General features: G+C 67.9%; 11 protein-coding genes and 1 tRNA gene. 7 read left to right on the forward strand and 5 right to left on the reverse strand.

From position 1 onward, the window contains the following. Positions 1 to 3: 3 nt before the first annotated feature. A complete protein-coding gene (locus tag G4H71_RS01275; protein ID WP_072737833.1) occupies positions 4 to 363 on the forward strand; it encodes a DUF5655 domain-containing protein in 360 nt (119 codons plus the stop codon). Positions 364 to 752: 389 nt separating this feature from the next. Here the strand turns inward: G4H71_RS01275 and G4H71_RS01280 are convergent. The 3 genes from G4H71_RS01280 to G4H71_RS01290 all read right to left on the reverse strand — a co-directional run bounded on the left by G4H71_RS01280 (position 753) and on the right by G4H71_RS01290 (position 1,798). Continuing rightward, a tRNA-Val gene (locus G4H71_RS01280) sits at positions 753 to 827 on the reverse strand. A gap of 33 nt (positions 828 to 860) precedes the next feature. Next, on the reverse strand, positions 861 to 1,325 hold the full coding sequence (locus tag G4H71_RS01285; RefSeq protein WP_072737673.1) for a peroxiredoxin: 465 nt from the start codon (positions 1,323 to 1,325) through the stop codon (positions 861 to 863). 50 nt (positions 1,326 to 1,375) lie between these two features. Continuing rightward, positions 1,376 to 1,798: a DUF3052 domain-containing protein gene (locus G4H71_RS01290; protein WP_072737672.1), complete on the reverse strand. Its 423-nt coding sequence runs from the start codon at positions 1,796 to 1,798 to the stop codon at positions 1,376 to 1,378. A 556-nt stretch (positions 1,799 to 2,354) separates the two neighbouring features. Between G4H71_RS01290 and aceE the strand changes: the two genes are divergently transcribed. The 6 genes from aceE (at position 2,355) to G4H71_RS01320 (ending at position 10,756) form a co-directional block, all read left to right on the forward strand. Then, a complete protein-coding gene (gene aceE / locus G4H71_RS01295) occupies positions 2,355 to 5,135 on the forward strand; it encodes a pyruvate dehydrogenase (acetyl-transferring), homodimeric type (protein ID WP_083342907.1) in 2,781 nt (926 codons plus the stop codon). An 87-nt stretch (positions 5,136 to 5,222) separates the two neighbouring features. Further along, entirely contained in the window at positions 5,223 to 6,497 is a 1,275-nt protein-coding gene (locus G4H71_RS01300; RefSeq protein ID WP_072737671.1) for a PucR family transcriptional regulator, read from the forward strand. 127 nt (positions 6,498 to 6,624) lie between these two features. Continuing rightward, entirely contained in the window at positions 6,625 to 7,542 is a 918-nt protein-coding gene (locus G4H71_RS01305; RefSeq protein WP_072737670.1) for an ACP S-malonyltransferase, read from the forward strand. 105 nt (positions 7,543 to 7,647) lie between these two features. Beyond that, positions 7,648 to 7,959 carry a meromycolate extension acyl carrier protein AcpM gene (gene acpM / locus G4H71_RS01310; RefSeq protein ID WP_072737669.1) on the forward strand — a complete coding sequence of 104 codons (312 nt, stop codon included), beginning with the start codon at positions 7,648 to 7,650 and terminating at the stop codon, positions 7,957 to 7,959. 8 nt (positions 7,960 to 7,967) lie between these two features. After that, positions 7,968 to 9,218 (forward strand): KasA/KasB family beta-ketoacyl-ACP synthase, encoded by a 1,251-nt coding sequence (locus tag G4H71_RS01315; protein ID WP_072737831.1) that lies wholly within the window; start codon positions 7,968 to 7,970, stop codon positions 9,216 to 9,218. Between the two features lie 104 nt (positions 9,219 to 9,322). Continuing rightward, on the forward strand, positions 9,323 to 10,756 hold the full coding sequence (locus G4H71_RS01320) for an acyl-CoA carboxylase subunit beta (protein WP_072737668.1): 1,434 nt from the start codon (positions 9,323 to 9,325) through the stop codon (positions 10,754 to 10,756). A 156-nt stretch (positions 10,757 to 10,912) separates the two neighbouring features. On the opposite strand, the gene G4H71_RS01325 is transcribed toward G4H71_RS01320, so the two are convergent. Both G4H71_RS01325 and G4H71_RS01330 read right to left on the reverse strand, forming a co-directional pair. After that, a complete protein-coding gene (locus tag G4H71_RS01325) occupies positions 10,913 to 11,422 on the reverse strand; it encodes a DUF3145 domain-containing protein (protein WP_072737667.1) in 510 nt (169 codons plus the stop codon). A 123-nt stretch (positions 11,423 to 11,545) separates the two neighbouring features. Further along, positions 11,546 to 12,358 carry a serine hydrolase domain-containing protein gene (locus G4H71_RS01330; protein ID WP_072737666.1) on the reverse strand — a complete coding sequence of 271 codons (813 nt, stop codon included), beginning with the start codon at positions 12,356 to 12,358 and terminating at the stop codon, positions 11,546 to 11,548. Positions 12,359 to 12,393: the final 35 nt, after the last annotated feature.

Genomic DNA, 12,393 nt, shown 5'->3' on the forward strand with positions numbered 1-12,393 from the left:
ATGATGACCCCCACCCTCGACGGGTACCTGGCGGACCAGGACCCCGATGCCGTCCGGCGTCTGCTGACCTTCCGCACGATGGTCACGGACCTCGGCGACGACATCGAGGAACGCGTCCACCGCACCGAGGTCGCGTGGGCCCGCACGCGGGTGTTCGCCGCCGCGTTCATCTACTCGTCGCGGCTCGAGGTGGCCGTCGATCTGCTCCGCCGCGTACACCATCCCCAGCTGCGCGACGCCTTCCCGACGACGCAGAAGGTCGTTACCCATCGCCTGACGATCACCGAGGACGAGCAACTCGACGACGTCCTCGCCGGAATGCTGGCCGAGGCGTACGAGAGCGTGGGGCCGGGGACGCGCTGAGTAGCTTCATCTATTCCGAATCGCTGTCCGATGCGCTCACCTGGTCGATACGATTCTCGAGAGCGTGACCTGCGATTGCGTAGGCCCCAGTGAGAGGTCGGGTCGCCATGAACAACGATGAGCACACCGGCGCAGAAGCGGGTCGGTACCCGAGACCGGACGGTCGACGGAGGCGATACTGGGACGGGAGCAGGTGGCTGGAACTCCCTGACCCGGACGACTCTGCCGGCACCTACACCTACGGGTTCGGAGCGCCGTAGGGACATACTCCGCGACACGGAGATCCGCGCATGCTGTTGGCGTCGCGCGCGCGTTACAGCCCGCGTCGATGCCTGCAGCGTGCGCGGATTCGAAAACGGGGCCTGGCCTCCGGATATTTCGAACAGAACTGGTGGGCGCGGAGGGTTTCGAACCCCCGACCGCTGGTGTGTAAAACCAGAGCTCTACCACTGAGCTACACGCCCGAAGCCACTCGGTGATCGCTCACCGAATGCGCATCAGGACTCTAATGCAGCGAGGGCCTTCTCCCAAGCTCCCTGGTCACGGGCCTCACCGGGGCCGTTCATCTCGGCGAACCGGATGACGCCGTCCTTGTCGATGACGAAGGTGCCGCGGTTGGCGAAACCGAGCTTGTCGTTGAAGACCCCGTACGCCTGCGCCACGGCGCCGTGCGGCCAGAAATCGGACAGCAGCGGGAAGGTGTAGCCCTGTTCCGCGGACCAGATCTTGTGGGTCGGCGAGGCTCCCACCGAGATCGCCAGGATCGCGGTGTCGTCGTTCTCGAACTTGGGCAACTCGTCGCGGACACGACACAGTTCGCCCTGGCAGGTGCCGGTGAACGCGAGCGGGTAGAACACCAGCAGCACGTTCTTCTCGCCCCGGTAGTCCGCGAGCGTCACTTCCTGGTTGTTCTGGTCCTTGAGCGTGAAATCGGGCGCGACGGAACCGACCTCGAGAGGCATGGCAAGTCCTTACGTGTAGTGCGTGACGTTGCGGTACGGGTAGACGCGAATCAGCGCTTGCCCGCCGGATTCTTCGGCTGCACCAGCCGGCTGCCGGACCACTCACCGAGATTGGCTGCCGAGGTCTGGGTGAGCCCGGCGGTCGGTGCCGACTCGGCGATCTCACTCGGTTCCACGTGCCCGGGCGTACCCGTCTTGGGCGTGAGCACCCACACGAAGCCCTCGTCCGCGAGCGGGCCGATGGCATCCATGAGTGCATCGACGAGGTCGCCGTCACCCTCACGCCACCACAACAGGACGACGTCGATGACCTCGTCGGAGTCCTCGTCGAGGATCTCGTCTCCGATCACCTCCTCGACCGCGGCCCGCAGGTCGTCGTCGGTGTCCTCGTCCCAGCCACGTTCCTGTACCACCATGTCGGGGTTGATCCCGAGTTTCTGAACATAGCTCTGGGCGTCCGCCGCGGCGACCACGGTGAGGTCCTCCTTTGGTTGTCGGCCCACGGGATGCCCGGGGACCGCGCGTGTAGATCGGTTGGTGAAAGCGAACATGCTCGACGGCAATCGCGCAAGCCGACCACGCGGGAAAGTCCCGAGAAATCTCGTTCCACCCTCTGGTCGTCGAGCCTACGACCCGACGAGGGTGAACGCTGCCGGTACGCGTATCCGGCCGTGATCGCATCAGGTGGCTACCGGAACTCGGCCACCGGATCCGGACCGCCGACGGGTGCTGCCGCGCCTACCGACACGGCCACGAACGATCCGGACGAAATGCTACCCGCAGGTAACCCGAGGGCCCCGTGCCGGACGCGCCGCGATGGGGGAAGATGAGGCGTGGGCCACAACGAAACACGAGGTGACCGGGCCCGACACCGGCCCGGTCACGTGGACGGACGCCATACCGTGCGTCTCCCACCACGGCATCCCACTACCACGAGGAGCAACGTTGTCAGACCAGACCGCGTCAGACCGGACCGCGTCGGCCGAGAGCGCGTCAGACCAGAGCGCGGGGGCCGGTTCGGCGCAGCCGATTCCGCCGAGCGGCGCGAACGGCGCCGCCCCGGGGCGGGTCCGCGTCATTCGGGAAGGCGTCGCGTCGTACCTACCGGACATCGATCCCGACGAGACCGAGGAATGGCTCGAGTCGTTCGACGGACTGCTCGACCGCTCGGGACCGACGCGCGCACGCTATCTGATGCTGCGCATGCTCGAGCGCGCCGGTGAGAAACACGTCGCGCTCCCCGCGCTGACGTCCACCGACTACGTCAACACCATTCCGACCGAGAACGAGCCCTGGTTCCCGGGCGACGAGGAAGTCGAGCGCCGCTACCGCGCCTGGATCCGCTGGAACGCGGCGATCATGGTGCACCGCGCACAGCGTCCCGGAGTCGGCGTCGGCGGGCACATCTCCACCTACGCCTCGTCCGCCGCGCTGTACGAGGTGGGTTTCAACCATTTCTTCCGCGGCAAGGATCATCCCGGCGGCGGCGACCACATCTTCATCCAGGGCCACGCCTCCCCCGGCATCTACGCGCGCGCGTTCCTCGAGGGCCGCATCGACGAGAATCTGCTCGACGGCTTCCGTCAGGAGCACAGCCATCCCGGCGGCGGGCTCCCGTCGTACCCGCACCCGCGACTGCTCCCCGACTTCTGGGAGTTCCCCACCGTGTCGATGGGCCTGGGCCCGATGAATGCCATCTACCAGGCCCGGTTCAACCACTATCTGCACGACCGGGGCGTCAAGGACACCTCGGACCAGCACGTGTGGGCGTTCCTCGGCGACGGTGAGATGGACGAGCCGGAATCGCGCGGCCTGGCACATGTCGCGGCCACCGAGGGCCTCGACAATCTCACCTTCGTCGTCAACTGCAACCTGCAGCGCCTCGACGGCCCGGTCCGCGGCAACGGCAAGATCATCCAGGAACTCGAGTCGTTCTTCCGCGGCGCCGGCTGGAATGTCATCAAGGTGGTGTGGGGGCGCGAGTGGGACGCCCTGCTGCACGCCGACAAGGACGGCGCGCTGGTCAACCTCATGAACGCCACCCCGGACGGCGACTACCAGACCTACAAGGCCAACGACGGCGCCTTCGTCCGCGAGCACTTCTTCGGCCGCGACCCCCGCACGAAGGAACTGGTGAAGAACCTCTCCGACCGGGACATCTGGAACCTCAAGCGCGGTGGCCACGACTACCGCAAGATCCATGCGGCCTACGCGGCGGCGATGACACACAAGGGCCAGCCGACGGTGATCCTGGCGCACACCATCAAGGGCTACACGCTCGGCAAGCACTTCGAGGGCCGCAACGCCACCCACCAGATGAAGAAGCTCACCCTCGACGACCTCAAGGCGTTCCGCGACGCCCAGCGGATCCCGATCTCGGACGCGGAACTCGAGAAGGACCCGTACCTGCCGCCCTACTACCATCCCGGGCCGGATTCACCGGAGATCCGTTACATGCTCGAACGCCGCAGCCAACTCGGCGGGTTCATCCCCGAGCGGCGCACCGAGGCGGCTCCCCTCGCGGTGCCGGACGAGAAGTTGTTCGCCATCGGCCGCAAGGGCTCGGGCAAGCAGAACGTGGCCACCACGATGGCGTTCGTGCGGATCGTCAAGGAGTTGCTGCGGGACGAGGAGATCGGCAAGCGGATCGTGCCGATCATCCCGGACGAAGCCCGCACGTTCGGCATGGACTCGTGGTTCCCCTCGCTGAAGATCTACAACCGGCTCGGTCAGCTCTACACCTCGGTGGACGCGGATCTCATGCTCGCCTACAAGGAGAGCGAGACCGGGCAGATCCTGCACGAGGGCATCAACGAGGCCGGCTCGACGGCGTCGTTCACCGCGGTCGGATCGTCCTACGCCACGCACGGCGAGCCGATGATCCCGATGTACATCTTCTATTCGATGTTCGGGTTCCAGCGCACCGGCGACGGGCTCTGGGCGGCGGCGGATCAGATGGCCCGCGGTTTCGTCCTCGGCGCCACCGCGGGCCGCACCACCCTCACCGGTGAGGGGCTGCAGCACGCGGACGGGCATTCGCTGTTGCTGGCCTCGACCAACCCGGCGGCCGTCACCTACGACCCGGCGTTCTCCTACGAGATCGCCCACATCGTCAGGGACGGCATCCGCCGGATGTACTGCGGCACGGAGGGCATCGAGGGGTTCGGCGGCGAGAACGTCTTCTACTACCTCACCATCTACAACGAACCGTACGTCCAGCCCGCCGAGCCCGAGGATCTCGACGTCGAGGGCGTGCTCAAGGGCATCTACCGGTACAAGGCCGCGGAGGGCTCGGGAGCGCGCGCGCAGATCCTGGTGTCCGGCGTGATCATGCCCGAGGCGCTGCGCGCCCAGGAACTGCTGGCGCAGGACTGGGGCGTACAGGCCGACGTCTGGTCGGTCACCTCGTGGGGCGAGCTGCGCCGGGACGGTGTCGGATGCGCAAAGCAGGCGCTGCGTGCCCCGGCCGAGGACGCCCCGACGCCGTACGTCACGAAGGCCCTCGCCGACGCCGAGGGCCCGTTCGTCGCGGTCTCGGACTGGATGCGGGCGGTGCCCGACCAGATCCGTGAGTGGGTGCCCGGCACCTACCTGACGTTGGGCACGGACGGCTTCGGGTTCTCCGACACCCGCACGGCCGCGCGGCGCTACTTCAACGTCGACGCGGAGTCGATCGCCGTGGCCGCTCTGCTGGCCCTGTCCGAGGACGGCACGGTCGACCGGGCGCGCGCCGTGGAGGCCGCCGAGAGGTACCGCATCGACGACGTGCTGGCCGCACCCGAGCAGACGTCGGATCCGGGCGTGGCGTGACCCGCTGACCGGCGAAACCGGGAAAACACCGCCCACCCCCGCGCGTGCGAGTCCGCACCGCACGGGGGTGGGCGTATTTTCGTGGACATGGCCGAGCAAGCGGTGGGGCGTCAGCGGGTACGCCGGACCACCCGTGACCCCCTCCCCGACGCGCTGCTCCGCCGGGTCAAGCAGTTCTCCGGCCGCCTCGCCACCGAGGCTGTCACCGCGATGCAGGATCAACTGCCCTTCTTCGACAATCTCGACGCCGCGCAACGCGCCAACGTCCAACTGCTGGTGCAGACCGCGGTCATCAACTTCCTCGAATGGCTCGAGGACTCGAACAGCGACATCCGCTTCAGCCTGGATGCCTTCCAGGTCATCCCGCAGGACCTCGCCCGGCGACTGACGTTGCGTCAGACGGTGGACATGGTGCGGGTCGCGATGGAGTTCTTCGAGCAGTGGCTTCCGGCCCTGGCCCGCAACGACCAGCAGCTCACCGCGCTGACCGAGGCGGTGTTGCGGTACGGACGAGAGCTCGGTTTCGCGGCGGCGTCGGTGTACGCGAGTGCCGCCGAGTCCCGCGGAGCCTGGGACACCCGGCTCGAGGCGCTCGTCATCGATGCCGTGGTCCGGGGTGACACCGGCTCCGACATGCTCTCGCGGGCCGCCACGCTGAACTGGGACGCCACGGCGCCGGCCACCGTCATCGTCGGGACTCCTCCGGAGGACGAGCGGGTCGGGGTGGTCTCCACCGTGCACGCGATCGCGCAGAAGCACGGGCGGGCGGCGCTCGCCGTCGTCCAGGGTTCACGCCTGGTCACCGTGGTGAGTGGCGAGGTCCACGGGTCGACCGGGGCCTCCCAGTTCGTCACCGACCTCCTGGCGAAGTTCTCCGACGACCCGGTGGTGATCGGCCCCACCACGCCCACCCTCGGCGCGGCACACTTCAGCGCGGTCGAGGCGCTGACCGCGATGCAGGCGGTGGCGGGCTGGCGCGGTGCACCCCGCCCCGTTCACGCCGCGGAACTACTTCCGGAACGGGCCCTGCTCGGGGACGCCGCCGCCATCGGTGCGCTCAACGACTCGATCGTCGCACCACTCGCGGGCGCCGGTTCTGTTCTGACGGACACCCTCGACGCGTACCTCGACTGTGGAGGTGCGGTGGAGACTTGCGCACGTCAGCTGTTTGTTCATCCAAATACTGTCCGATATCGACTGAAGAAAATTGCCGAGGTGACGGGCCGAGATCCCACAAACCCCCGGGACGCGTACGTACTCCGAGTTGCAGCAACAGTAGGTCGACTGACACATTCGCATAACGAACCCATCTCAGGTTTAACATCAGTCACAAAGTTCACATATGGAGAACTCTCCCAGTAACGAAACCCCACCCCCGATCGATAGGGCCGCCCGACGTGGGAATTTGGAGGAACCCTACAAATCTGCCTGACAGAGTTCATCGCCGACAACATCTCTGAGAACCGACCTGACGGTGTTCTCTTGAAAGGTGATTTCGTTGCTCGCCCCGGGTCAGGGCTCCCAGACTCCCGGCATGCTCGGCCCCTGGCTGGAGTTGCCCGGTACCGCTGATCGTCTCGCGTTGTGGTCGAAGGCCGCCGGCCTCGACCTGGTCCGCCTCGGCACCTCGGCCACCGCCGAGGAGATCACCGACACCGCGGTCACCCAGCCGCTGGTCGTCGCCGCCGCGGTCCTCGCCTACGAGGAAGCCGAAGCGCAGGGCCTCGTACCGCGCGACGCCGTCGCCGCGGGCCATTCCGTCGGTGAACTCGCTGCGGCCGTGGTGGCCGGCGTCCTCTCCGCGGACGACGCCGTCGCCCTCGCCGCCATTCGTGGCAGCGAGATGGCCAAGGCCTGTGCACTCGAGCCCACCGGCATGTCCGCCGTGCTGGGCGGCGACGAGGAAGCCGTCCTCGCTCGCCTCGACGAGCTCGGCCTGGAGCCGGCCAACCGCAACGCGGCCGGCCAGATCGTGGCCGCGGGCCTGCTCACCGCGCTCGAGGAACTCGCTGCGACTCCGCCGGAGAAGGCGCGTGTCCGCGCCCTGCCGGTCGCCGGCGCGTTCCACACCCGTTTCATGGCCCCCGCCCAGGAAGCGGTCGCGGACGCCGCCGCCAAGATCACCCCCGGCGAGCCCACCCGCACCCTGCTGTCCAACTCCGACGGGCAGCCCGTCTCCTCGGGAGCGGACGCCCTCACCAAGCTCGCCGCCCAGGTCACCCGGCCCGTCCGCTGGGACCTGTGCACGGCCACCCTGCGGGAGAAGAGCATCGACGGCATCGCCGAACTCCCGCCCGCAGGCACCCTCGTCGGTATCGCCAAGCGCGAGATGCGCGGCACACCGGCGTTGGCACTGAAGACCCCCGGAGATATCTCCGCACTGGCTGAACTTGGAAAAGTCGGCTAGTTTGCTGCGCGCACCTCGCGAGGGGTGCAAGCAGGGCCCGCAGGCGCGGCCGATGGGGACGCGCCTGTTCAACTCGAGAAACACGAAGCAGAAGGGAGCCACTCCGTGGCACTCACCCAGGAAGAAATCGTTGCCGAGCTCGGACAGATCATCGAGGAGGTCACCGGCATCGAACCCTCCGAGGTGACCGTCGAGAAGTCCTTCGTCGACGACCTCGACATCGACTCCCTGTCCATGGTCGAGATCGCCGTGCAGACCGAGGACAAGTACGGCGTCAAGATCCCCGACGAGGATCTCGCGAGCCTGCGCACCGTCGGCGACGCCGTCAACTACATCCAGAAGCTCGAGGCCGAGGGTGGCGAGACCGCGGAGGCCGTGAAGGCGAAGCTCGAAGCCGCGAAGAACGACGACGAGTGAGCGACGCCGTGACTTCCGCCTCGCCCCGCAACGGGAACTTCCCCAACATCGTCGTCACGTCGCTCGCGACGTCGACGTCGATCGCTGGTGATGTGGATGGCACGTGGAAGGGTCTCCTCGCAGGCGAGAGTGGCATCACCCGCCTCGAGGACCCCTTCGTCGAGGAGTTCGACCTGCCGGTGAAGATCGGTGGCCACATCAAGGTCTCCCCCGACGAGTCGCTCTCGCGGGTGGAAATCCGGCGCATGAGCTATGTCGAACGTCTCGCACTCGTCCTCAGCCGTGAAGTCTGGTCGAACGCGGGCAGCCCGGAGGTCGACAAGGACCGCCTCGGCGTCGTGATCGGCACCGGGCTCGGCGGCGGCGAGGCTCTCGTCGATGCCGTCGACAAGATGAACGCCGGCGGCTACCGCAAGGTGTCGCCGTTCGCGGTGCAGATGGTGATGCCGAACGGTCCGTCCGCGACCGTGGGCCTCGAACTCGGTGCCCGCGCCGGCGTCATCACTCCGGTCTCGGCCTGCTCGTCGGGCTCGGAGGCCATCGCTCACGCGTTCCGCATGATCGCGATGGGCGATGCCGACATCGTCGTCACCGGTGGCGTCGAGGGCTACCTCGACGCGGTGCCGATCGCCAGCTTCGCGATGATGCGGGCACTGAGTACCCGCAACGACGATCCCACCGCGGCGTCCCGTCCGTTCGACAAGGACCGCGACGGGTTCGTGTTCGGCGAGGCGGGTGCGCTCATGGTCATCGAGACCGAGGAGCACGCCAAGGCGCGCGGAGCCACGATTCACGCCCGACTGCTCGGTGCGGGAATCACCTCGGACGGATTCCACATCGTGGCACCGGACCCGGAAGGGACCGGCGCGGCGCGCGCGATGACTCGGGCGATCGAGGTCGCAGGCCTCGCCAAGAGCGACATCGCCCACGTCAACGCACACGCGACGGCGACCCCGATCGGCGACACGGCAGAGGCCAAGGCCATCAACGCCGCTGTCGGCAATCACGCCGCCGTGTATGCACCGAAGTCCGCGTTGGGGCACTCGATCGGCGCCGTCGGTGCGCTCGAATCGGTGCTCACGGTCCTGGCGTTGCGCGACGGGGTCATTCCCCCGACGCTCAACCTCGAAAACCAGGATCCAGAGATCGACCTCGACGTCGTCGCGGGTGAGCCGCGCTACGGACAGTTCGATTTCGCACTCAACAACTCGTTCGGCTTCGGTGGGCACAACGTCGCGCTCGCCTTCGGTCGAGCCTGATCCTGCCACCCGCACGGATCGAGGGTGGTGGCCTTCCGGCAAGGCTTTCCGGAAGGCCACCGTCCCACCCGACAACTCGCAGGACACGCACTCAGGAGGACGCGATGACCATCTTGGCACCGGTGACGAAGTCCGATGCACCCACCGATCCCCGCGATCCGCTGGGCCGCCTGAGTCGTCTGTTCGACCCCGGCACCGTCTCGCTCCTCCACCCTCGTGACAAGTCCGGAGTCCTCGCCGCCGTCGGCCGCATCGACGGCGTCCGCACCGTCGCCTACGCCTCGGACGCGCAGGTCATGGGTGGCGCGATGGGTGTCGAGGGTTGCAAGCACATCGTGACGGCGATCGACACCGCCCTCGACGAGCAGGTCCCGATCGTCGGGCTCTGGCACTCGGGCGGTGCCCGGCTGGCCGAGGGCGTCGAGGCCCTCCACGCCGTCGGCCTCGTGTTCGAGGCCATGGTGCGCGCCTCCGGCCGCATCCCCCAGATTTCCGTCGTCCTCGGCTTCGCCGCGGGCGGCGCCGCCTACGGCCCCGCACTCACCGACATCGTCATCATGGCGCCGGAGGGACGAGTCTTCGTCACCGGACCGGACGTGGTGCGCAGTGTCACCGGCGAACAGGTCGACATGGAGTCCCTCGGCGGCCCGGACACCCACAGCAAGAAGTCCGGTGTCGCCCACATCGCGGCACGGGACGAATCCGACGCCCTGCACCGGGCGCGCCGTCTCGTGTCGATGTTCGCCGAGCAGGGCGAGTTCGACCTGGTGGCCGCCGAACACGGCGACACCGACCTGCGGGCACTGATGCCCGAATCCGCGAAGCGCGCCTACGACGTCAAGCCGATCGTGCACGAGTTGCTCGACAACGTCGAGGGTGAGTCCACGTTCGAGGAACTGCAGGGCAACTACGCCCGCAGCATGGTCACCGGGCTCGGCCGCATCGGTGGCCGCACCGTGGGTGTCCTCGCGAACAATCCGATCCGTCTCGGCGGCTGCCTGAACTCCGAGAGTGCGGAGAAGGCCGCGCGGTTCGTGCGGTTGTGCGACGCGTTCGGTATCCCTCTCGTCGTGCTGGTGGACGTGCCCGGATACCTGCCCGGCGTGAGCATGGAGTGGGAGGGCGTGGTGCGGCGCGGCGCCAAGTTGCTGCACGCATTCGCCGAGGCGACCGTCCCCCGGGTGACCGTGGTGACCCGCAAGATCTACGGCGGCGCCTACATCGCGATGAACTCCCGCGCACTCGGTGCCACCGCCGTGTTCGCGTGGCCGGACTCCGAGGTCGCGGTGATGGGCGCGAAGGCCGCCGTCGGCATCCTGCACAAGCGAGCCCTCGCCGCCGCCCCCGAGGAGGAGCGCGAGGCCCTGCACGACCGCCTGGCCGTCGAACACGCCGCCCTGGCGGGTGGAGTCGACCGCGCCGTGGAGATCGGAGTGGTGGACGAGGAGATCGATCCGGCGAAGACGCGCAGTGTCGTCACCGCCGCCCTCGCCGCCGCCCCCGTCCGCCGCGGCGCGCACAAGAACATCCCCCTCTGAGCACTCCCCTCTGATCTTCCCGGATGAATGGCACTTTCATCGCCTCTGAGGCGATGAAAGTGCCATTCATCCGTTCGGGATCAGGCGCGGACACGAAGAATCAGGCGCGAACGGAAAGGGAGGGAGTGACCGTGGGAGTGCAGAGGGACGGGAGTATCAGCCGACGTCGCGGCGCATCCACGTGACCTCGGCACCCTCGCTGCCGCTGCGGAACGGCTCGAGCGCGTCGTCCCAGTCCGTGCCCAGTGCGTAGTCGAGTTCTGCGCGCAGGTCGGCGGCGGTGGCCATGATCGCGCGCAGCCTCATCTCGCCCACCACGACGTCGCCGCTGGCGCTGGTGCAGCCGTGCCACAGACCCAGTTCGGGGGTGTGGCTGTAACGCTCGCCGTCCACCCCCTCACTGGGATCCTCGGTGACCTCGAAACGCAGCATGGGCCAGGCGCGCAGCGCGTTGACCAGGCGCGACGCGGTGCCGACCGGCCCTACCCACGTGGTGGTGGCACGCAGCATCCCCTCGGACGCCGGTTGCGAATTCCAGGTGAGATTCGCAGGGCTGTCCAGGGTCGCGGCCAGTGCCCACTCCACGTGTGGGCACAGCGCGGCGGGCGCGGAGTGGACATAGACCACTCCGGATGTGCTGTCCGCGAACTGTTCCGATACGCGCACGAGAGCCTCCTGCTTCGACGAGGGACGTCTTCCCCAACGACCTCGGTCGAGTGCTTCGGCTACACACGCGATATCCAGTGTGCCCCGTGTTGCCGGTGTTTCGCCAGTGAAATCGGAAAACGATCAGCGGAACTGCCGGAGAACGCCGTCGCTCACGTCCGTCCACAACGGTTTGGCCCAGTCTCCGAACGCCCGATCGGTGAGCACCACACACGACAGTTCCGCGGCCGGATCGACCCACAGGAAGGTGCCGGACTGGCCGAAGTGTCCGTACGTCCGCGGCGAGTTCTCGGTACCCGTCCAGTGCGGATGCTTCTCGGACCGGATCTCGAACGCCAGGCCCCAATCGTTCGGCTTGTGCATGCCGTAACCGGGAAGGATGCCGGCGAGCTCCGGGAACTGCACCGACGTCGCCTCCGCGAACAATTCCGTGGACACCAGCGTGGGAGCGCACAGTTCCTTCGCGAACGCGGTCAGGTCCCGCACGCTCGCCTGCGCCCCGTGGCCCGCCGGTCCGGCGAGCGCGGCCGTCTCCATCCGCAAGGGAGCGAAGACCGCCTCGGCGAGGTAGTCGGCAAAGGCGATGCCGCTCTCCTCGGCGACGAAGTCGGCGAGAACCTCGAAACCGGCGCTCGAGTAGATCCGCTTGGTGCCCGGCGCCGTCTGGACGCGGTTCTCGTCGAACGCCAGCCCCGAGGCGTGCGCGAGCAGGTGACGCACGGTCGAGCCGGGAGGACCCGCGGGCTGGTCGAGTTCGACCGCCCCCTCCTCGATCGCGACGAGGACTGCGTATCCCACGAGCAGCTTCGTCACCGAGGCCAGGGGGTACACCCGCTCGACGTCGCCGGCCTCTTCGCGTACACCGCGGCCGGTGGACACCACCGCTCCCGCGGCGTGGTCCACCGGCCACTGGGCTATCCGTTGCAGACTGTCCACGCGCACAGCCTACGAGGACGGTCGCACGCCGGGCG

The sequence above is a fragment of the Rhodococcus triatomae genome (assembly GCF_014217785.1).
GTDB classification, from domain to species: Bacteria; Actinomycetota; Actinomycetes; order Mycobacteriales; family Mycobacteriaceae; genus Rhodococcus_F; species Rhodococcus_F triatomae.

Coding starts and splice junctions, on each gene's coding strand:
- G4H71_RS01285 (WP_072737673.1), bottom strand. CDS start 1,325: ATGCCTCTCGAGGTCGGTTCCGTCGCGCCCGATTTCACGCTCAAGGAC.
- G4H71_RS01320 (WP_072737668.1), top strand. CDS start 9,323: ATGACCATCTTGGCACCGGTGACGAAGTCCGATGCACCCACCGATCCC.
- G4H71_RS01300 (WP_072737671.1), top strand. CDS start 5,223: ATGGCCGAGCAAGCGGTGGGGCGTCAGCGGGTACGCCGGACCACCCGT.
- G4H71_RS01275 (WP_072737833.1), top strand. CDS start 4: ATGACCCCCACCCTCGACGGGTACCTGGCGGACCAGGACCCCGATGCC.